Source organism: Celeribacter sp. ULVN23_4 (genome assembly GCF_054788345.1).
In genome coordinates this window covers 236030-254865 of sequence record NZ_JBTVYO010000005.1, presented here as the reverse complement: position 1 = coordinate 254865, position 18836 = coordinate 236030, and the positions used below count along the sequence as shown (strand labels likewise).

Below are 18836 nucleotides of genomic sequence, written 5' to 3'. Positions count from 1 at the left end.
GGCGGCTTTTGAAGGCCATTTCGGGCTGAGAGCTCTATTCCAACCGCTTCGCACGCTCAGCCACCCGCTGAACCATCGAGACGGTCGCACCGCTCGCCTGGCGTAGTCCAGCCCCGGCGATCTCAGCATTTGACCTCGTCCCAAACCGCGCCCGCGCCCGTGAGCCCTTGGTTCCGATCAAACCCTTGGCGAACCCGCCAGGACTGGGAATGCTCGGCGTTCCGGCCATCATGAAGTTGCCTGAGATTGAGCGGACGATCAGCGGGGTGGCGATGATCATGCCGCCTGCGAGGAACATCATCATGAAGAAGGGCACCAGCGCGCCGATGTTGCTCGCGCCAGAGGGGTCTCCTAGCTCAGTCATGAGCGAGCGGGACATGCCAACGACCGTGGAAAACACCCCGGCGATCACGAGGGGGTAGAGAGCATAGGATACCGTGCTGGACAGCCAGCGATGGAAATAGTCCTTGCTGACATCAAACAGCGACAGTGCGATCATGATGGGGGCGATGCCGATCATGAAGGCCAGCATGATCTTGGCGAAGATCAGGACAAGGCCGCAGAGCGCGCCGATCACGCCGAGGAGGAAAGCGCCGATCGCGCCGATCAGGGCTCCGGCCATCCAATGCATGTTGTCACCGGCCGCGTTCAGATAGTCACCAAATTCTTCGATAAGATCGTCGAAGGCCTCTGCAAAATAGGATGCACCTGCACCGCCGCCGCCAAGCCCCGCCACCATGCCGCCTGCGAGTTGGTCGAGCCCATCGATCAGCGCGCTCGCTACCGCATTGAATTGGACCCAGTTCATCGCAAAGAGGGAGATCAGCATGAGCTTGAGGGCGAACCAGAAGGCAGTCCGCCCATCCATGGATTTGTACTGAAACACCATGTTGAGGAAGACGCCGATCACAGCCAGCGTCGAGGCTACGGCAATGACGCCGCCGAGCTGACCCGCGACGTTTCCAAAGGTGGTTTGGGCCGCGTCGTCCAGAAAGTTGTCGGTTGTCTCAACCATCCAGGTGACGACGCCCATAGGATCCTCCTCAGTTAGGTTTAGGCGCTCGCGCCGGTGCGACGTTTCAGGAAGGCCTTCAGGATGTGCTCGCCGTCAAAATCCGGCACGACGGAGACCAGCTCCCAGCCATCTTGGCCAAGGGTGGTCAGCTGCGCTTCGATCTTCAGTGGCTTAGTTTTGGCGGTGTTGATCAGTTCAATTTTGTATTCAAACATGGGCTGTTTCCTTTGAATGGGCCGGATCAACCGGCAGGTAGAATTCGGTGATGCCGCGCGCGCCTTCATGGCGACCGGCTTGGATAATCACATCGATCGAGCGGGTGATGTAGTCGTTCATGTCCTGGTAGGTCATGGGCACGTCCGTTTTCAGGGCGGCGATGGCGAGACGCTGGACCGCCAGCTGCGGCGTCTCAGCGTGTAGCGTAGTTAGCGAGCCACCATGCCCGGTGTTGATGGCTTCAAGGAAGGTCATGGCCTCTTTGCCGCGCACTTCGCCCAATACGATACGGTCCGGTCGCATGCGGAGGGTAGAGGTCAGCAGGACATCAGCGCTGCGCGTGGCTTCATCGCGATCAGACATCAGCGTGACGACATTGGGCTGCGTCGGACGCAACTCGGCTGCCTCTTCGATCGTGATGATGCGCTCCTCGGCGGGCACGAAAGAGAGGATCTTGCGCGCCGTGACGGTCTTGCCGGTCGAGGTGCCACCGGACACGATCATGTTGAGCTTGTGCGTGACGCAGAACTTGATCGCAGCGTCGATATTGCCGGTGGCCACGACACTGCGCAGCTCGGCATTGCGCTTGCGCCGCGCGCCCTCGTTGCTGCGCTCTTTTCCGAAGAGATAGGACAGCTTGATCCGATCCAATGGCAGTTCCGCAAAGAACCGCAGCGAAATCGCGTAACCGCCATCAACGGCGGGGGGCTGGATGACTTGCGCGCGGATTGGGCGGTCACGGTAGGCGATGCTGACTGAGACGATGGGTTTCATCCGGCTGAGCGTGGTGTTCGCGGCTGAAGCAATCTGATTACCCAAGTCTTTGATCTCGTTGGGCGAGAGCCGACGACTGAGGGACCGCATGAAGTGATCGCCCTGAAACTCGGCCCACAGCGTGCCGTCAGGATTGATGCAAAGCTCGATAAGCTTTGGGTCACGCGCCTCGGGGATCTTGTCCATCGAGCTTTGCAGGTAGCTGGCTGCCATAATCAGAAGATCTCCAGATCACGGTCGACCATCACGGTAACGCGGGCACCTTGATCGACATAGATCACGGGCGAGACGGAGAGGTATTCTCCAATCACGCTTTGCGCGCTGTTTTGCAGGTCTTCACCAATGCTCTCGAGCACATCAGAGGCAATCTCATCTTCGGTATTTTGGGCGGCGACGGCAGGCAAGGCTCCGATCAGCGATATGAGAGCGGCTGACCCGAACCGCGTGCCAAAACGGCTGTCGACAAAACCGGTTGTGCCGGACCGCCCCAATTCATCACCACCGAAGGCGCTGATTTCGACTGTCTGGTTGCTGGGCAGAATGATCCGGTCCCATGCGATGGTCACGCGTTGCTGCGCAATATCGAGACCAGATTGATACCGCCCGATCAGGCGGGCCCCGCGCGGGATCAGGATCCGCGAGCCGTCATAGGCGTGGACATCTTCCGATACCATCGCGCGGACCTGACCGGCGAGCGAGCTGTCGATCGCTGTCTCGAGCACGGCCTGGATCATCGTGCCCTGAACAACGGTGTTTGACGGGTTCACGATCAATTGGGCCTGCGTCACCTCAGCGGGTTGAGCGCCATTGCGGACAAATTCGGTGTCCCCATCAAGCCGCCGCTGCTGCGCGGCGGTTTCATTGTTGCCGCCTCTGGTGCCGCCAAAGGCGATGATAGGACTGGCGATGCGGGCTTGGAGTTCCTCAAGTTCGGCTTGCCGCCGCCGCTCGAGCTCCTGAAGGCGCAGTTCTTCGGCCGTGGGGCCGGTTGGTGCGGGCGAGCGCGGCGTTTCCAGGCGTGCAAGCTCTAGATCGTTCTGCAGTCGCTGGATTTGTCGTGCACGTTCTTCCAACTCTTCGCGCAAGGCGGCTTGCGTTGCTGCTGCCTCGCTGCGCAGGGCATCGATCTCTGCGCCCAAGGTATCCAATGCTTCTGTGTCGACGGCCGGTGCTTCGGGGGCTGGTGCGTTTCGCAGGGCTTCAAGCTCGGTGCGCATGGCGTCCATCTGGGCGCGCAGCTCCTCTGTTTCGCTGGCCGGTTCCGGCTCCGGCGGTTGGGATGTGTCGATCGGTGCAGGCGCGGGCTCGAGCGCACCAAAGCCCGGTCCCGCCGCTTGGAACTCATCAGGGGAGGCGGTTTCCAGGCTTTCGGGTTCAGAGCTGCCAGAGAACAGCAGCAAGAGACCACCAAGGACTGCGATTGCCCCAATGCCCAGGGCGATGGCGACAAAAGATGGCCGCGCTTTTAGGTTTTGTGGTTTTCCTTCAAGCGCTTCGAGGCGCTTCTTAAGCTCAGCTGTTTCACTCATCGTGGTTTGCCTCGCTCATCTCTTGGACGCAGATCTCGTCCTCCCCAAGCCTGAGAACCCATCGATCGCTGACACCCGATACGCGGATCACGCCGTCTGGCCGGGCTAGAGCATTGACACTGCGCTCATTGCCAGCAGACCAGCGAAAGATCGCGGGCAATGGTGCGTTTGCGGCAAAGCGGAAGTAGGTGAAGGTGCCGTCGTCCCAAATCTCGCGCGGGGTGATCTCGGATCGCGCGCAGACGCCATAAGCATGGTTTGCAGGTTGGCTTGCGGCTACTCGGGATTGCCGAGGGGTTGCATCCGGATAGGTGAAGCGGATGACGTAGAAGGTCGGTGAGCTCGCCTCAGTCACGTTGAAATAATAGCTGCGCCGGTTGGTGTAGACGGTGATGTTGGTATGCACGCCGCGCGTGACGGGCTTGATGGCAAAGGCCTGGCCGCCGGGCACGCCGTCCAGAAGGAAGCCTTCGGTATCGCCCGCGATGATCGAGCGGATGGTCTCGCCTTGGCCGAATTCAATGCTGGTCACATGGGTCAGGCTGGTGCGGATACGGTAGACCTGCCCATCCTGATAAGTAGCCAGCCGGACGCGGGCATCATAGGGGCCATGGCGCGGCTGCGTTTCGGCATAGGCGGTGCCAGCAAGCGGAACCAGGAAGACGAGGATCAGGAACAGGCGGCGCATGGGTTACTCCAAACGATCCGAGCGGATCGCGTATTCGGTGACAGTGAAGCCAAAAGGGTTTTGCCAGACATCGTCGATCGACCGGCTATTCTCCGGCCGAAATTCAAACATCAGCGTTGCAGTGAAGAGCCCATTTTGAGAGCCGCGTGGCGAGTTGAGCCGCTTGCGAAGGCGCACCTGAGCACGATTTGCGCTGATATGGGTGATCGAGAGCACCTCGACCTCAAGCCGCGCATCTGTGCCGTAACTGTCGGGCGGATAGGCCTCATGGCCGCTGGTCCATAATGCACGCAACCCTGCGGCGGCTGCGCCGTTCGACTGGTCCAGGACCCGCCGCACACGCACATCATTGTCGAGCTGGTTGTATGTCTCTCGATCGATGACATAGCGGTAGACCTGTGCCTCGATGATAGCGGGGCGTTCCGTGAGTGAGACCGCTTCAACCACGGCATTGGGGAGGGCCATGCCGGTTTCGCTATCAAAGGGCACGATCATGGGCGGCGGGTCCACGTCGAGCAGGGCGACAAGAGCAGCGGCGAGGCAACCTGCCATGCCAAACGCCATGCCTGTCAGCCCCAGTTTCTGCCACATGAGCTCGCGTCGTCGTGCGCCGTAGACGAGCTCTTCTTCGATGATTTCTGCCTCGCTGTTCATGGGGTCAGTCCGCGCGAAGCTCTGGCAGGGTGAAATCCATATATCGGCGCTCTTCGGCCAGCGTGGCGGCATCCACCACGCCAGATTGGCCCGCGCTGACGGTCTGAATGGCTTCGAGCTCCCACATGCGGGTCATGGCGATGGCCAGCTCGGCCGTAACGCGTGTGTTGTGATCGACGGCTTCCTTCAGCGTTTCCATGTCCGGGATCAGGGAAACCAGCTGTTCGACCCGTTTAAGGGATTGCGCGGCCTCTTCATAGCTGTTCTCAGCCGCAGCAGACATCACCGCTCCGGTGCTCGCTTGGCTAGCGATGCGTTCCGCGCCCGGATTGCCGCTGCTGGCCATGTCGGACAGGCTGTCTTGGTCAAAGCCTGCATCCTCCAAGGCTTGCGTCATGCGACCTTCCATCTGAGGGGCCGCGTTGCCGATGAGGCCGCTGAAGTCGCCGCTTTGGATTTGCCGGATGGTGCCCAGGAGATCGCCGAACTCCTGATCGAGAAGCCCGTCGAGATCGCCGCCCATGGCCATCTCGATGATATCCGTCGCGCCGGTCAGGGCTGCGTAGGTCTCATTGAGTGTGTCGAGTTGCTGCTGCACCAGGTCGAGCTGCTCGAGAAGCGTGTCGAGCTGGTCGGTTTGGATCCCGAAATCCTCCAGCATCTGCTGCAGCTGGCGAATTTCCTGGGCGATGTTGCGCGTATCGACCGTCGGAACGCCTTGGGCAGATACGGGTGAGGTGACCAGCAACGCGCAGGTGGCAACGGTAGAGAAAAAGCGGATCATCGGAGTGCCTCCAGATCGAATTGCATGAAGTCTTGTTCGCGCGCCTGTGCGGCCGCCATGGCCAGTTCTGCCGCGCTAAGCGGGCGGGTATGGGCGGCCATGAGGCGCGTGCGGATGGCGATCAAGCGGGCGAGTTCGGCCCGCGCATAGGTGTTGAGCGACATGGCAGCGTGAATGTCATCTGTCTCGCCAATGCGGGTGATGATGTCCTGCACGCGCTGCGCGGCCGCTTGCACCGAGACCATGGAATAATCGCCATAGACCCCTGCGCCGAAGGAGGTGAGGCTCATGGTCGAGTTTGCGAGCGGAACCGGATCAATCGTGCCGAGTGCATCAACACCGCCGACGCGGGCAAGGTAAAGGTTGTAGCGCTCCGGGATCACCTGAACGTAGTGCTGGGTCTCGGCAAAAGGGGGTACACCGCCGTAGCGCTGCACATTGCCGGGACCGGCATTATAGGCCGCGAGCCCGTGAATGATGTTGCCATCAAACATGGCCAGCATCTGCGCCAGATAGCGCGCGCCGCCCGTGACCTGGATATAGGGATTTTCATAATAGGCGGGATAAATCCCGAGATCCTGCGCCGTGCCAGGCATAATCTGGGTCAGGCCGAATGCGCCGACAGGGGAGCGCGCGCCGATGGTGAAACGGCTTTCTTGCCAGATCAAGGCCTGCAACAGGCAGCGCCATTGCTTGGGGGACAGGCCCGCTGCGCGAACGCCGGACATATGGTGTGTTTCTTGCGCGGCACGAATGATCAGCTCTTCAATCGATCCCGAGGCATCACCGAACATCTGGGCTGCGCCTGGGTTCGGGTCGACCGAACCATAGAGCGTGTCTGCGGCGCTTTCAGGTGATGAACCAGCTTCCAAGCTCGCGACCAGCGCGCCGGAACTCCCACTGGCCAACGACGCGGCATCAAGGATGTCTTCCAGGGCTCGAAGTTGTTCTTGTTCGAGCTCTTCAAGCTCTTCTTCTATGGTCAACCGGTCCCGCTGGAGCGCCAGATCCTGTTCGCCTTGCTGCAGCACGCGCTCGCGCTGCAAAAACATGCCCGCATCAAACGTGGGCACGCCTTGGGCATAGGCCATTGGCGCGGCGAGCGACACCAAGCCCGCAAAGATATGCAGGCGGTTCCTACTCACCGAGACCACCAATCGGCCCGAGCAACTCGAAATTGCAATTGCTGCGGCTGACCTCGGCAAAGGAGTTAAAGCATTCGGCTTCAGACGGCCGATATTCCGCGCAGGCTGTCAGGGTCAAAAGGGTGAGGGTTAGCATGCAAAGTCTACGCATCAATCTGTCTCCAAAAATCGGGGTTCTGGCGATAATCCGCGCCGACGAGCGCCTCGCCTTTTTCCATGCCGCCAAGGATCGTGAGGTAGGGGCCGAGCGCGCTGAGATCGGCGTCGATCACGACCGAGCCTTGATCGTCACGTACCAGCGCCAGGCGAGAGTTGCTGCCCGTGCCGAGCAAAACGCTGAGCTCTTTCTCAGAAAGTCCCAGCATGGTGTAATCGCTGGCCGAAGCGCGGATGTTGGGAAGCAGGAGCTGCGTCGGCACGGCCTCGACAATCGTTTTGCCGGTGCGGGTCTTTTCAAGCTGGCTTGCGTATTGGGTCATCATCACGACGACGGCATTCTGTTTCCGTGCCGTGACCAGCCAGTTGCTCAGCCGGTCGGCAAAATACGGGTTGTCGAGCGCTTTCCAGGCTTCATCAATGATGATCAGTGTCGGCTTGCGGTCCTCGATCACTCGTTCGACCCGCCGAAACAGGTAAGAGAGGACCGCCATGCGTTCCTTCTCGCTTTCGCTGTCGAGAATGCCGGTCAGGTCGAACCCCACGACATCTCCGTCGAGCGAGAAGGTATCCTCAGCGCTTTGACCGAAGATCCAGCCATAGCGACCATCTGCGGTCCATTCCTGTATCCGCTCGAACAGATCCCCTTCGTCAGCTCCCGCTACAAATAGCGACGCCAAATCCTGCCAGTTACGAAGGGCGGCATCGCTCGCCCCGGCGTTCTGGCGCACTACCTCTTGGACGCGGTTGATCTGAACCGGGCTCAAGGGCTTGTCGGCGCGATGCATCAGCGTGGCGAGCCAATCGGAGAGCCAGGCTTGGCCGCGCCCGTCGATTTCAGTGCGCAGTGGATTTAGGCCGGTTGCTTCACCCGCCTTGATGGCGCTGTAGCGCCCGCCATTGGCCCGCACGGCCATTTCCATACCCGCGCGGTAGTCAAAGACAAATACGCGCGCTTCACAGCGACGAGCTTGGGTCATGAGGAACGCCGACAACACCGACTTGCCAGAGCCAGGGCGGCCCAGAATCAATGTGTGCCCGCCGGTCGGTTCTTTGTCCGGTTGGCCCGTCTCGTGGTAGTTGAACATGAAACCCGAACGCTCAGGCGTCGGGAAGAGAGTGATCGGCTTGCCCCAAGGCACTTTGTGTCCGGGTTTGCCCAGTTGACCGCGATGCAGCGCTGCGAGATCGGCAAAATTCGTGTTGGTGATGGCGGCCTTGCGGCTGCGCATCTGCCCATTGCCCGGATGCTGCGCGAAATAATGCGTCCGAGCTGCAAAGCTCTCGTTCACCAGATTGACGCCTTCACTGGCCGCGATGTTGCGCACTTCTGCGGCAATTGCTTCCAGCTTTTCCTCGGTCTCGGCGAAAACCGTCACCGTCATGTGATGATCGCCAAAGCTGAGGCGCTTGGATTCAAGATCGTCAAGCGCGTCGACCAATTCGTCAGCAAGAGAAATAGCACCATCATCACTGGCCTTCATCAGACGCTGTTGGCGCTTGATCCGGCTGGCCATGATGTTGCTGTTGATCGGTGTGAAGGAATGCGTGACCACCATGTCGACGGGCAGGTTCAACTCATCGAACATGGTGCAGTTGGTTTTGGCCGGATAGGTCTTGATCGCAAAGCTAGTGCCAAACCGCTTGCCCGTCGTCCCATCGTCGAGCGCAAAACCTCGCCCCTGAAATGTGACACGCGTATTGGCCACATCATCGGCAATGACGCCAAAGCGGGATTTCGCGAAGAGCGGTCGCTCTTGGCCAATATTGAGTGCCCCGAGGAACCCGAGTAATTCGCCGCTTTCAGCTCCAAGAGGGCGCGGGCTCATCTCTGCGAAAGACGAGAGCAGAAAACCGACGACCTCCTCGAGTTTGCGCAGCTGCTTGGCTGTCTGGTCTTTCAACTGTGCGATCGAGTCTGAACGCTTCAGGCGCAGCCGCGCGCCGAGGGGCGGACGTTTCAGCACTGTGAGCGTGAGCGTCTTGTCCCGCAGGCCCGCCCGTGCCATGGCCGTTTGCCATCGGCTATCCAGCTCTTGCGCAAACCCCTCATTGGGCACCGGTGACAAGGCGTTCTCGATCGCTTTTGAGACCTTGTGGACGTAGAAACTGTACTCTGGTCCGATCTGCGCGATGATCGCTGCGAAGAGCGCGCGGAACTTCTCCAGATGCGCGTCATCGCTGGTCATGCTGTTGACCCCATCGAGGCGGATGCATTGGAACAAAGAATTGCCGCGCGTGCGGATCGTCACATCATTCACCAGGCTGACATAGGGCAGCATGCTGGCCATCTGGCGCTCTTTGCGGGCCCAGTCTGGCAGCGTTGCAAGATCATCCGAAGGATCACGGTGCATAGCTATCCCCCGAATGGATCTTGCGGTTCGGAGTGGGTGGCGTTTCCTGCAAGGCGGTGACCAACACCTCAAGAAAGGCGGGATCCCAATCTGCCGCTTTCCACAGCGCGGGATAGGCCAGAGCGGCGATGATGATCACCGGCCAGCTCTGGACCCACAGAAACAGCAACACAAACCCGAAGAGCCAAACCATGGCATACATGATTGGTAAGCCGATGAGCTTTGGCGGCCGGATCAGGCCCAGGAAGAGGCGGGTTTGCGTTGCCATGCCGGATTTATGCGCCCCAGATGGCGGTCACGATGGTCGGCGCAGCTGCGATGCCTGCGATAGCGACCAGCACCCAAAGAGCCTGGCGGAAATCCAGAATGCCAAAGAGCCAGGAGAGGAACACGCCAATCAGGGCCAGGGTGCCGATCACAATGCCCAAGGGGCCGGTGATCGTGTCGACAATGCCTTGAAGAAGGTTCTGCACCGGGGAGAGATCGATGCTCTGTGCAAGGGCCGGGTTGGCAATCATCAAACTGGCCAGAGCCAGCGACAGGATGGTGCGGAGTTGTGTTTGCATCAGGAGGCTCCAGTCAGTCGGTCACGCACGGCCATGACCCGGCGCACGTGATTTTGGGTTTCTCGGTAGGGAGGAATGCCGCCATAGCGCGTGACCGCGTCTGGTCCCGCGTTATAGGCAGCGAGCGCGAGTTCGGGCGTGCCGAACTGCGCCAGCATCATCAGAAGGCAACGGGCTGAGCCGTCGAGGTTGGCCTGCCAGTCATGCGGATCCACGCCGAGCTGCGCGGCCGTCGCGGGCATCAGCTGTCCAAGGCCAATCGCGCCTGCGGAACTGCGCGCATTTGGGCGATAGGCGCTTTCGATCTCGATATTGGCTTGGAACAGCGCCTGCCATTCGGAAACGGAGAGGCCAGCACGGCGCAGCGCGGGGTGCCCGCCATAACGATGCGCAGTGCTTTCAATGGCTGACAGGACTTCGGGGCGGGGAACGGCGCGGGCGGGTGCAGGAGGCGGAGCTTCAGGCTCAGGCGCTGCAAAAACGATCAGCTCTGGCGGGTTTTCACCAATCCCGTCGACATAGCTTTGCGCAAAACCTGATTGGGGGGATTTGGTCTCCAGCTGGCCATCGGCTCGCATGGAAAGCACGAAGCCTTCGGAATAGGCCGGGGCAGCTAGGAATGCTGCGAAGACGGCAAGTGGCTTAGCCCGCGTCGTCCAACTTGTGAGAGGCGATCTTGCCTTCGAACATGGGGATCGAGACGATCGAAACACCAAGCCCGGCGAGGAAGCTGGATAAGCCGTTGATTGTCTTGAACTCTCGGGCCGCCATGTTGTTACGCGCGGTGACGAGCAGGCGACGCGTCTCGCCATCTGGCGAGACGCAATGCACGGTCCAAACTCCGGACCACTGAGCACCTGTACGTTTGGGCGTAACCCGGCACACAACATCCGCCGAATGACCCTCGGCAAGTAGTGTGCGCAGCCCGTCTTCACTGACAACATTAGGGGCGTCTTGCATCAAATTCATAGGATCGAGCCTTGCAGAATTGTGCATTGGCCCGGCAGTCCCTCATGGACTACCGAACCGATACAATATTATAATCTTGCAATCAATAGGTGCAATTTGAGTTGTTGCGCCCTTCATGCGTTGAAACAAATTTACTGCAACGGAGTGGCTGAGCCAAGATAATATGGGGCTTTTGAAACAAACATGCGTGGCTATGGTCGTTCTGAGCTGGGGATCTGCCGCGATCGCGGGCAGTTGTTTGCCGCCTGCGCCGCCGTGGATGCCGACCGATGCCGATGACGTGCAGGCCTATGCGGATCTGTTGAAGCGCGATGCGGAGGCTTATTTTGCGGATGTCGAGAATTATTTCCGTTGCCTAGATCAGCAGAGGCGAGAGGTCTTCGAGCAAGCGCGCGTGGTCAGTGGAGACTATGCGCGCGTTCTGGAATTCCTGAACGACATGAGGAAATGATACCCGTCCTCAAGTAGAGAAAACTGCCGTTCAACAAAGCTGCCGCGAAGGTCGCCAACGCGGGACGAAGCGCCACTTCGCCGCGGTTGCGCCGATGGTCGCTTTCGAACGCAAAGCGGCCTACACGAGCAGTTGGGGCGGCAAGCCCATCTCGTTGCGGACGGATGGCAAATCGACCATACTCCGTGAAAAGAAAAGCACAGCCCAAGTGAGGAATAAAACGGTGGTTTCCAGCACATCCTATAATAGAGGGACCATGATGGCTGTCGTTACCACCGGCAACGGCGACTATGACAAGCTCGAGTATCGCGAAGTTCCCATCCCGACCGCAGGTGACGATGAAGTTCTGATCCGAGTGCTGGCTGCGGGCATCAACAACACAGAAATAAACACCCGACTTGGTTGGTATTCCTCTAGCGTGACAACCGATACCGATGCCATGTCGCAAGCACAGGCGGCTTCGGCGGAAAGTAAGGCCGATGGCGGCTGGAGTGCGGCGACGCCTTTCCCGCTGATTCAAGGAACCGATTGCTGCGGTGAAGTGGTTCATTCAGGTGGCTCCGCCGGAGCCGACCTGATTGGTAAGCGCGTTTTGGTGCGAGCGTGCATGCGACCGAACGGTTTTGACGACATGGAGAGTATCTGGATGGCGTCCGACTTTGATGGGGCGTTTGCGCAGTACGTAAAGGTGCCTGCCAGCGAGGTCTTTGCTGTCGAGTGCGACTGGTCGGATGCGGAGCTTGCGACGATCCCTTGCGCCTATGGCACCTCGGAAAACATGTTGCACCGCGCGGGGGTTGCTGCGGGCCAGCTTGTGCTGGTGTCAGGTGCCTCGGGCGGTGTGGGGTCGGCGACGGTGCAACTGGTCAAACGTCGCGGCGCGCGGGTGGCCGCGATCACCAGCGCGGGCAAAGCCGATGCCCTGCGCGCGCTTGGCGCGGATATCGTCGTCGAACGCGGGGCCGATCTGGTGGGCGAACTTGGAGAGAAGTCCGTCGATGTGGTCGTTGACAATGTAGCTGGCAACAGCTTTCCCCAGATGCTGAAGGTGCTGAAACGCGGCGGGCGGCTGGTGTCGTCGGGGGCGATTGCGGGTCCGATCGTCGATCTTGATATGCGGGACATGTATTTGAAGGACATCACCCTGATCGGCACTACGGCGTGGGATGAACCTGTGTTCCCCAACCTTGTGTCCTACATCGAGCGCGGAGAAATCCGCCCTGTATTAGCCAAGGTCTTTCCCTTGGGCAACATCGTCGAAGCGCAGAAAGAATTTCTCACGAAAGCCCATATCGGGAAGTTTGTTCTGGTGCCGCCGGAGGTGTCGGGCGAATGAGGTTTGTGCTCGCGTGGGGCGATGGGCGGTCTATTTCGCGGCGCTCAACATCAGCAACTTGTCTTTATAAGCCGCAAGGCGGGCGCTGGCTGTGCTGTCGACGGCGATGATGACGGCCAGCATGATGATTGCCGTGATCAGACTGGCCTGCCACACAGGCCCGTTCACAACGAGGATCAGCGCGGCACAGACGAAAATGATCGCTGGCATCACCTTGAACGCAGCCACAGCATACTGCGCCAGAGTGCTTTCGACGCGCACAATTTCTCCAGACACGAAGGCTGACGGGTCATGCGCAACGGCCGTGCCAAAACCCGCGAGGCTTTTCCATGTCCCGTAGAGCAGCCCGCCCCCAAGGATCAACAGCAGCCCGCCCGCCACGAGGGTTGGGGTCACAAAGGCGCGCGCCATATCAGTTTTGCCCATCCGTGACACACCAAAGCTGACGGCGACAAACATGACGCCAGCCAAGATGAACATGGCGTTTGAGAGCAGTTCAGCCTTGGCCCATTCAGTCGATGTCTTGAGAATATCCATGATAATCCGCCTTCTGTCCTGCGTTACATCAGTCGCGCCGGAGCCTGCGCCGAATGGCTCCACTCCCGGGGCGACTGGCCATACATGCGCTTGAACTCTCGGCTGAACTGGGACGAGCTTTGATAGCCGACGTCCCAGGCGGCTTCGGACACGGTCTTGCCCTCGGCGATCTTCATCGCGGCGTTGTTCAATCGCATCGACTTCATGAACTGGATCGGCGACATCGTGGTCGCCTCCTTGAACCGGCGATGGAACACGGCGCGGCTCATCCCGACATGATCGGCCATGTCGTCAATTGTGACCTGCTCGTTCAGATGGGTGGACAGATAGTCGATGGTGCGTGCGATTTCATTGCCAACACCAAAGGCGCGCCGCGCGGCACTGCCCGCTTCGCCCTTCAGAACGGCATAGTAGAGCTCCCGCAAGCGTCCCGGCCCCAGGATCGCCATATCGAACGGGCTATCGAGCAACTCCAGCAACCGGAGCAGCGCCTGGGTAAAGTTGGCATCCCACCCCGCCAGTGTCAGCGCCTGCTGAAGCGCGATGTCTGCCTTGCGCAGGGCACCCGACGTGGTTTCCATTTCGATGGCAAGATCGCGCATGACCCGAGGCTCCAGCGCGATAATCACGCCAACCAATGGGTTCGCCGGTGAGGCCTGGGGCGCCCCGGCCTCGACCGGCAGAGTCATCGGGCAAACCATGTATCGGCTGCTGTCATAGACATGGTGTTGCCCGTCCAGAATGGCTTCTTTGGCACCGCCGAGGATTGCCACGACCGTGGGTTCGTAGACAGCCGGCACACATGGCACGGACTCTGTGACACGGAAAAGCTGCACGCCTTTCAATGGGGTCTCGATCAGGCCTGCTTCGGGCAGGTGATGATCGATGAGGTCTTTGATTTGATCCTTGGTCATGATGGCAAGCTGGCAGGGCAAATCACACAAATCAATAGGGTTGATACAATCAGGCAAGTAATCGAGAGAAACCGACCTGTTTTGGCACCGTCGAGGCATTAAACTTAACTCAAGTCAATCAGAGAAAAGCCGAAACAACCTGCATTCGGAGAGAGTGGGGACACATGGCCGACACGACATTTGGTCCAAGGGGCTGGACCCCTGATCGCCTAGGTACCCTCGCGAGCAAGACCTATGTCATCACGGGTACGACCACGGGCACAGGGTTCGAGGCCACTCGCGTCTTGCTGTCGAAGGGCGCAAAAGTCGTGATGCTCAACCGCAATGGCACCAGCTCAGCTGCCGCCATCGCCAAGCTGAAAGAGGAATTCGGGCCAGCTGCCGATGTCTCGTTCATTCACATGGACTTGTCGATGATGAGTTCTGTTCGTCATGCGGCAGCGACAGTGCTCGAAACCGTGCCCCAAATTGATGCACTTATTTGTAACGCGGCGATTTCACAGATCGCGAAGCAAGAGATCACCATCGACGGTTTTGAAAGTCATCTCGGGGTGAACCATTACGGGCATTTCCTGCTGTGCTCCCTGCTTTTTGAGCGGGTCGAAGAATCGAGCGGGCGCATCGTGATTGTCGGTAGTATGGGCTACAATCTGGGCCTGAAGCGGATCAAGTTCGAAGACCTCAATTTCGATGAAGGCTACAACGCTTGGAACCCCTATGCGCACAGCAAGCTAGCCATCATGATGTTCGGCTACGAGCTTCAGCGACGCGCTGCCGCTGTAGGCAGCTCTGTCAATGTTCAGATTTGCCACCCCGGCGCGGCGCGCACGGACCTTATCAAGGGCGAGAACCTCAATCGCACGATCAAGCTGCTCTGGGCGATTTTCGCACCAATCATCGGGCAGTCTGCGGAAAAAGGCTCTTGGCCGCTTGTTCTGTGTGCCACGGAAAAGGGGCTGAAACCGCAGGCACTCTATGGCCCGACACAACGCGGGAATCTGGGTGGTGCGATCGGGCAGTGTGAACTCAAGCCACACGTGTTGGACGAAGAAGCCTGCGCCAAACTCTGGGCAGTGTCCGAGGAACAGTTGGGCATCGACTGGCCCCTGAAGCACGATCTAGAGGACATGAAACATGCCTGACATGCACAAATACCATTATAATGTCGTGACGGTTTATCCGGGCTTCGAGCGGCAGAAATACTGGGACATGTTCGTTGACTACGAAGGCTGGACCCAGTCTGACATCCTGGCGGGCGAGATCTCCATTCTTGAACCCGGTGAAGGCCATCCGATGGGCAAAGGCGCGGTGCGATCTGTGGTTTCGGGGTCGATGACCATCACCGAGGACATCACCGCATACCAGTCGCCCTCCTATTTCGCATATGCCAGCCGCAACGGCGTGATGCCGGTGAATGATTTCGTCGGAGAGCTGTTTTTGGAACAAAGGGCCGGTGATCTGGTTGTCACCTACAAGGCAGGGTTCAATCCCAGGTATTTCGGCAGCGGCTGGCTGTTTCGGATCGTTTTCCGGCGGGCCCATGTCTCGTTCTTCGAGGCGCTCGGGAAGGCTTATAAGAGCCGCTATGGCGTACCACCCCCGCGCCCTGTGAAGCCGACATAATTCACCATCAATGATACAATCAGGCAAGTAAGCGCGATGATCGCGCCTGTTTTCGTGCCTGAGGGGAGAATAAATATCTCTCTTGAACAAACAGACACCCAATCAAATCGCCAGCCGGAGCTGGCAGGAGAAAGACAATGGCAGACACAACATTCGGACCAAAGGGCTGGACGCCCGAACGTCTTGGCAACCTCAAAGGCAAAACCTTACTCATCACGGGGGCCAATGGGGGCGCTGGATTTCAGGCGGCGCGCACGCTGCTCAAGAAGCGCGCCAAGGTCGTGATGCTCAACCGCAGTGTCGCGAAATCGCAGGCAGCAGTGTCGGAGCTGAAACAAGAGTTCGGTATGGACGCGGATGTCAGCTTCATCCGCATGGACCTCGCGTCGCTCGCCAGTGTGCGTGAGGCCGCGGCAGAAGTTCTGGAAACCGTGCCTCAGATTGACGCGCTCATGTGCAACGCAGCCATCGCGCAAGTGCCGACCCAGAAGTTCACCGAAGACGGGTTCGAGAGCATGATGGGCACGAACCACTATGGCCACTTCCTGCTGTGCGGGTTGCTGTTCCCCCGGATCGAGGCCTCCAAAGGCCGCATCGTCGTCGTCTCCAGCCTTGGCTACAACATGGGGATCAAGACGATCCAGTTCGACGACATCAACTGGGACAAGAACTACCACCAGAACAAAACCTATTCCCAAAGCAAGCTGGCGCAGATGATGTTCGCCTACGAGTTGCAGGACAAGCTGGCCGCGGCAGGCAAGACGGATGTGCAGGTCTATGTCTGCCACCCAGGCTCGTCGCGCACCTCGCTGATCACCACCAGCGGCAATGCGATCACGCGCTTCATGTTCTGGATCATGACCAAACTGCCAATCACCCAATCGGCCGAGAGAGGCTCTTGGCCAGAGGTCATGTGTGCAACCGAAGGCGGGCTTGAACAGCGCGCCCTCTATGGCCCCACGGGATTTTCGGAATTCGTTGGTCCTGTCGGCAAAGGCACCTTGCACGCCCACGCCTATGACAAAGACGTCATGGAACGTCTTTGGGACCTGTCCGAAGAGGCTGTCGGGTTCGACTGGCCGCTTTAATACCCTGACGGTTCCCGCCCCCGCGAGGAGGTAGGGCGCTTAAGGGCTTACAACAATTGCAAGAACTCCCCGTGATAGGCGCTGGATACGCGCCATCGCGACTGGCTCCTGCATGTCTCGCAAAGGAGAAAGGTATGAAAGATTTCAAGGATAGAGTCGTCGTTGTGACGGGCGGTGCGACCGGCATTGGTAAAGCAATGGCAAATCGGTTCGGCGCCAAAGGCGCGAAGGTTGTCATCGCGGCGCGGCGTGAAGAGCGCCTGCAAGAAGCCTTGGCCGACCTGACCGCCAAGGGCATCGAGGCCCGCTACAAGGTTTGTGATGTGTCGGACCTTGAGGACGTCAAGGCGCTGGCGGACTTCGCCTGGGACGCGTTCGGGCAGGTCGATGTGCTCGTCAATAATGCGGGCACAACTGGCAGGCCTGTTGCCGTGCTGGATGCGTCGACAGACGACTATCAGGGCGTGTTCAATGTGAACATCTTCGGCATGCTCAACGGCCTTTGGACCTTTGGAAACCGCATGGTCGCGCAAGGCACACAGGCGATGATCCTGAACGTCAGCTCTGAGACAGGGCTATACGTGCCTGGCCCGATGATGGGTGGCTACGCGGCCTCCAAACACGCATGCCGCGCGATCAGCGAAGTGCTTCGACTTGAAGTGCCCGAGCATGTACAGGTCGGTGTGATCTATCCCGGCATGGTTCAATCCGAGCTGGGAGGCAGCAAGGAACTCACCCAGGTTGGCATGCCGACGGAAGAGTTCATCGACATCATCTGGCCGCAGATCGAGAATGGCGAATTCCACATCGTTTCTCACCCGTGGGCCAAGGATTACGCAGCCGAGGACGCGGCCGAGCTTGACCGAGCCTTTGACCGCTACGCCCCGCATTTCGAGGGCGATCAGAAATACGATTCCAAATGGCTGGCAAGCCAAGCCACAGCGAAATCGTGACAGGGAGGGGCATCCGGCACGGGTGCCCCTTTGTCATTTGGCAGGCGTGAGAACCGCAGATTGAAGGAGCACATGAGATGCGCGTCACAAAAGACTTGGTGCATAGAGATTTGCAAAGCCGTTACCGGATGCTGAGCGCTGCGCGGCACTTGTTCCGCAGGCGGTTCCCCCTTTCGGTTTTCAACGCCTTACTGGGCGGCATGTTTCGGGGACGCAATGTCGATGGGTTGATATGCGACGAAACGCATGTCCCGAGCCACGACGGCACAACACATATCCGCACCCGCATCTATCGCCCTGCCAACTACGACGGCCCATTGCCAGCGTTGCTCTATATTCACGGCGGCGGCTATATCACCGGCCTTCCCGAACAGTCCGGCAACGAGATCAAGCGCTTCATCGAAACGCGACCCTGCGTCGTCATTGCTCCCGATTACCGGCTTGCGCTTGACGCGCCTTACCCCGCCGCCTTGGACGATTGCTATGACACGCTGCTTTGGGTGCGGGACAATGCCGGTCAGATTGGGATCGATCCGGACAAGATCATCGTGGCTGGCCACAGCGCGGGCGGTGGCCTGACCGCTGCAGTCACGCTCAAGGCGCGCGATACCGATGATGTGAACATCGCCTTTCAGATGCCGATCTATCCGATGATCGATGACACCCAGCCGGATGATCCCAGCCGCGAGGTGCTGGGCGGCACATGGGATAGCCGGACCAACCGCTTTGGATGGGGGCAGTATCTGCGGAGCTTGCACGCATCTGGGCAGGACATTCCTCCCTATGCCGCAGCAGCTCGCAACACAGACTATTCCGGCTTTCCGCCGACCATCAGTTTCGTCGGCACGCTTGAACCCTTTTTCTGGGAAACCGTTGCCTACATGGACGCGATCAAAGCTGCCGGTGTCGATACCCGCTTCGAGGTTTTCGAGGGCTGTTTTCATGGCTTCGAGATTGTCGCCGGCGACACGCCAATTGGCCAAAAAGGCCAGCGCTTCACCTATGACAGCTTCGCAGAGTTTTACGATGCCTATGCAGCCTGAAGCCCCCCTCTCAAACGTGAATACAAGGAGTCGCAGATCAT

General features: G+C 59.3%; 23 protein-coding genes. 7 read left to right on the top strand and 16 right to left on the bottom strand.

Annotated features, from left to right (window positions below; translation table 11 throughout):
- Positions 1–34: 34 nt before the first annotated feature.
- The 14 genes from ACYBHZ_RS13235 to ACYBHZ_RS13170 all read right to left on the bottom strand — a co-directional run bounded on the left by ACYBHZ_RS13235 (position 35) and on the right by ACYBHZ_RS13170 (position 10850).
- On the bottom strand, positions 35–1033 hold the full coding sequence (locus ACYBHZ_RS13235; protein ID WP_460274752.1) for a TrbL/VirB6 family protein: 999 nt from the start codon (positions 1031–1033) through the stop codon (positions 35–37).
- A gap of 20 nt (positions 1034–1053) precedes the next feature.
- On the bottom strand, positions 1054–1230 hold the full coding sequence (locus tag ACYBHZ_RS13230; protein WP_460274751.1) for a hypothetical protein: 177 nt from the start codon (positions 1228–1230) through the stop codon (positions 1054–1056).
- Complete coding sequence (locus tag ACYBHZ_RS13225; RefSeq protein ID WP_460274750.1) at positions 1223–2218, bottom strand: ATPase, T2SS/T4P/T4SS family; 996 nt, start codon at positions 2216–2218, stop codon at positions 1223–1225. The genes ACYBHZ_RS13230 and ACYBHZ_RS13225 overlap by 8 nt, the downstream gene beginning before the upstream one ends.
- 2 nt (positions 2219–2220) lie before the next feature.
- Complete coding sequence (locus ACYBHZ_RS13220; RefSeq protein ID WP_460274749.1) at positions 2221–3534, bottom strand: TraB/TrbI/VirB10 family type IV secretion system protein; 1314 nt, start codon at positions 3532–3534, stop codon at positions 2221–2223.
- The gene (locus ACYBHZ_RS13215) at positions 3527–4222 is read right to left on the bottom strand and encodes a TrbG/VirB9 family P-type conjugative transfer protein (protein WP_460274748.1); all 696 of its coding nucleotides are present in this window, start codon (positions 4220–4222) and stop codon (positions 3527–3529) included. Before ACYBHZ_RS13215 ends, ACYBHZ_RS13220 begins: the two co-directional genes overlap by 8 nt.
- Before the next feature lie 3 nt (positions 4223–4225).
- Complete coding sequence (locus ACYBHZ_RS13210; protein WP_460274747.1) at positions 4226–4876, bottom strand: VirB8 family type IV secretion system protein; 651 nt, start codon at positions 4874–4876, stop codon at positions 4226–4228.
- A gap of 4 nt (positions 4877–4880) precedes the next feature.
- Positions 4881–5660, bottom strand: a complete 780-nt coding sequence (locus ACYBHZ_RS13205; protein WP_460274746.1) for a type IV secretion system protein — start codon at positions 5658–5660, stop codon at positions 4881–4883.
- Positions 5657–6751, bottom strand: a complete 1095-nt coding sequence (locus ACYBHZ_RS13200; RefSeq protein ID WP_460274770.1) for a lytic transglycosylase domain-containing protein — start codon at positions 6749–6751, stop codon at positions 5657–5659. The genes ACYBHZ_RS13205 and ACYBHZ_RS13200 overlap by 4 nt, the downstream gene beginning before the upstream one ends.
- Positions 6752–6797: 46 nt before the next feature.
- On the bottom strand, positions 6798–6941 hold the full coding sequence (locus ACYBHZ_RS13195) for a hypothetical protein (protein ID WP_460274745.1): 144 nt from the start codon (positions 6939–6941) through the stop codon (positions 6798–6800).
- Between the two features lie 7 nt (positions 6942–6948).
- Positions 6949–9315, bottom strand: a complete 2367-nt coding sequence (locus tag ACYBHZ_RS13190; RefSeq protein ID WP_460274744.1) for a VirB4 family type IV secretion/conjugal transfer ATPase — start codon at positions 9313–9315, stop codon at positions 6949–6951.
- Positions 9305–9583, bottom strand: coding sequence for a VirB3 family type IV secretion system protein (locus ACYBHZ_RS13185; protein WP_460274743.1), 279 nt, complete (start codon positions 9581–9583; stop codon positions 9305–9307). The genes ACYBHZ_RS13190 and ACYBHZ_RS13185 overlap by 11 nt, the downstream gene beginning before the upstream one ends.
- Before the next feature lie 7 nt (positions 9584–9590).
- Positions 9591–9881, bottom strand: a complete 291-nt coding sequence (locus ACYBHZ_RS13180; protein ID WP_460274742.1) for a TrbC/VirB2 family protein — start codon at positions 9879–9881, stop codon at positions 9591–9593.
- Positions 9881–10459 carry a lytic transglycosylase domain-containing protein gene (locus ACYBHZ_RS13175; protein WP_460274769.1) on the bottom strand — a complete coding sequence of 193 codons (579 nt, stop codon included), beginning with the start codon at positions 10457–10459 and terminating at the stop codon, positions 9881–9883. Before ACYBHZ_RS13175 ends, ACYBHZ_RS13180 begins: the two co-directional genes overlap by 1 nt.
- 64 nt (positions 10460–10523) lie before the next feature.
- Positions 10524–10850, bottom strand: coding sequence for a hypothetical protein (locus ACYBHZ_RS13170; RefSeq protein ID WP_058243064.1), 327 nt, complete (start codon positions 10848–10850; stop codon positions 10524–10526).
- Positions 10851–11043: 193 nt separating this feature from the next.
- Here ACYBHZ_RS13170 and ACYBHZ_RS13165 point away from each other — a divergent pair, with 193 nt between their 5' ends.
- Positions 11044–11301, top strand: a complete 258-nt coding sequence (locus tag ACYBHZ_RS13165) for a hypothetical protein (RefSeq protein WP_082638140.1) — start codon at positions 11044–11046, stop codon at positions 11299–11301.
- Positions 11302–11557: 256 nt separating this feature from the next.
- Positions 11558–12637 carry an alcohol dehydrogenase family protein gene (locus ACYBHZ_RS13160; protein WP_460274741.1) on the top strand — a complete coding sequence of 360 codons (1080 nt, stop codon included), beginning with the start codon at positions 11558–11560 and terminating at the stop codon, positions 12635–12637.
- Positions 12638–12667: 30 nt separating this feature from the next.
- Here ACYBHZ_RS13160 and ACYBHZ_RS13155 read toward each other — a convergent pair whose 3' ends face one another.
- Complete coding sequence (locus ACYBHZ_RS13155; protein ID WP_460274740.1) at positions 12668–13174, bottom strand: hypothetical protein; 507 nt, start codon at positions 13172–13174, stop codon at positions 12668–12670.
- 23 nt (positions 13175–13197) lie between these two features.
- Positions 13198–14088, bottom strand: a complete 891-nt coding sequence (locus tag ACYBHZ_RS13150; RefSeq protein ID WP_460274739.1) for an AraC family transcriptional regulator — start codon at positions 14086–14088, stop codon at positions 13198–13200.
- Positions 14089–14252: 164 nt separating this feature from the next.
- Here ACYBHZ_RS13150 and ACYBHZ_RS13145 point away from each other — a divergent pair, with 164 nt between their 5' ends.
- From ACYBHZ_RS13145 to ACYBHZ_RS13125, 5 genes are all read left to right on the top strand, one after another.
- On the top strand, positions 14253–15230 hold the full coding sequence (locus ACYBHZ_RS13145; protein WP_460274738.1) for an SDR family NAD(P)-dependent oxidoreductase: 978 nt from the start codon (positions 14253–14255) through the stop codon (positions 15228–15230).
- Positions 15223–15711: an SRPBCC family protein gene (locus tag ACYBHZ_RS13140; RefSeq protein WP_460274737.1), complete on the top strand. Its 489-nt coding sequence runs from the start codon at positions 15223–15225 to the stop codon at positions 15709–15711. The genes ACYBHZ_RS13145 and ACYBHZ_RS13140 overlap by 8 nt, the downstream gene beginning before the upstream one ends.
- Positions 15712–15848: 137 nt before the next feature.
- Positions 15849–16799 carry an SDR family oxidoreductase gene (locus tag ACYBHZ_RS13135; RefSeq protein WP_460274736.1) on the top strand — a complete coding sequence of 317 codons (951 nt, stop codon included), beginning with the start codon at positions 15849–15851 and terminating at the stop codon, positions 16797–16799.
- 134 nt (positions 16800–16933) lie between these two features.
- Positions 16934–17752, top strand: a complete 819-nt coding sequence (locus ACYBHZ_RS13130) for an SDR family NAD(P)-dependent oxidoreductase (RefSeq protein ID WP_460274735.1) — start codon at positions 16934–16936, stop codon at positions 17750–17752.
- 77 nt (positions 17753–17829) lie between these two features.
- The gene (locus tag ACYBHZ_RS13125) at positions 17830–18795 is read left to right on the top strand and encodes an alpha/beta hydrolase (protein WP_460274734.1); all 966 of its coding nucleotides are present in this window, start codon (positions 17830–17832) and stop codon (positions 18793–18795) included.
- Positions 18796–18836 lie beyond the last annotated feature (41 nt).

Coding starts and splice junctions, on each gene's coding strand:
- ACYBHZ_RS13235 (WP_460274752.1), bottom strand. CDS start 1,033: ATGGGCGTCGTCACCTGGATGGTTGAGACAACCGACAACTTTCTGGAC.
- ACYBHZ_RS13230 (WP_460274751.1), bottom strand. CDS start 1,230: ATGTTTGAATACAAAATTGAACTGATCAACACCGCCAAAACTAAGCCA.
- ACYBHZ_RS13225 (WP_460274750.1), bottom strand. CDS start 2,218: ATGGCAGCCAGCTACCTGCAAAGCTCGATGGACAAGATCCCCGAGGCG.
- ACYBHZ_RS13220 (WP_460274749.1), bottom strand. CDS start 3,534: ATGAGTGAAACAGCTGAGCTTAAGAAGCGCCTCGAAGCGCTTGAAGGA.
- ACYBHZ_RS13215 (WP_460274748.1), bottom strand. CDS start 4,222: ATGCGCCGCCTGTTCCTGATCCTCGTCTTCCTGGTTCCGCTTGCTGGC.
- ACYBHZ_RS13210 (WP_460274747.1), bottom strand. CDS start 4,876: ATGAACAGCGAGGCAGAAATCATCGAAGAAGAGCTCGTCTACGGCGCA.
- ACYBHZ_RS13205 (WP_460274746.1), bottom strand. CDS start 5,660: ATGATCCGCTTTTTCTCTACCGTTGCCACCTGCGCGTTGCTGGTCACC.
- ACYBHZ_RS13200 (WP_460274770.1), bottom strand. CDS start 6,751: ATGGCCTATGCCCAAGGCGTGCCCACGTTTGATGCGGGCATGTTTTTG.
- ACYBHZ_RS13195 (WP_460274745.1), bottom strand. CDS start 6,941: ATGCTAACCCTCACCCTTTTGACCCTGACAGCCTGCGCGGAATATCGG.
- ACYBHZ_RS13190 (WP_460274744.1), bottom strand. CDS start 9,315: ATGCACCGTGATCCTTCGGATGATCTTGCAACGCTGCCAGACTGGGCC.
- ACYBHZ_RS13185 (WP_460274743.1), bottom strand. CDS start 9,583: ATGGCAACGCAAACCCGCCTCTTCCTGGGCCTGATCCGGCCGCCAAAG.
- ACYBHZ_RS13180 (WP_460274742.1), bottom strand. CDS start 9,881: ATGCAAACACAACTCCGCACCATCCTGTCGCTGGCTCTGGCCAGTTTG.
- ACYBHZ_RS13175 (WP_460274769.1), bottom strand. CDS start 10,459: ATGCGAGCCGATGGCCAGCTGGAGACCAAATCCCCCCAATCAGGTTTT.
- ACYBHZ_RS13170 (WP_058243064.1), bottom strand. CDS start 10,850: ATGAATTTGATGCAAGACGCCCCTAATGTTGTCAGTGAAGACGGGCTG.
- ACYBHZ_RS13165 (WP_082638140.1), top strand. CDS start 11,044: ATGGTCGTTCTGAGCTGGGGATCTGCCGCGATCGCGGGCAGTTGTTTG.
- ACYBHZ_RS13160 (WP_460274741.1), top strand. CDS start 11,558: ATGATGGCTGTCGTTACCACCGGCAACGGCGACTATGACAAGCTCGAG.
- ACYBHZ_RS13155 (WP_460274740.1), bottom strand. CDS start 13,174: ATGGATATTCTCAAGACATCGACTGAATGGGCCAAGGCTGAACTGCTC.
- ACYBHZ_RS13150 (WP_460274739.1), bottom strand. CDS start 14,088: ATGACCAAGGATCAAATCAAAGACCTCATCGATCATCACCTGCCCGAA.
- ACYBHZ_RS13145 (WP_460274738.1), top strand. CDS start 14,253: ATGGCCGACACGACATTTGGTCCAAGGGGCTGGACCCCTGATCGCCTA.
- ACYBHZ_RS13140 (WP_460274737.1), top strand. CDS start 15,223: ATGCCTGACATGCACAAATACCATTATAATGTCGTGACGGTTTATCCG.
- ACYBHZ_RS13135 (WP_460274736.1), top strand. CDS start 15,849: ATGGCAGACACAACATTCGGACCAAAGGGCTGGACGCCCGAACGTCTT.
- ACYBHZ_RS13130 (WP_460274735.1), top strand. CDS start 16,934: ATGAAAGATTTCAAGGATAGAGTCGTCGTTGTGACGGGCGGTGCGACC.
- ACYBHZ_RS13125 (WP_460274734.1), top strand. CDS start 17,830: ATGCGCGTCACAAAAGACTTGGTGCATAGAGATTTGCAAAGCCGTTAC.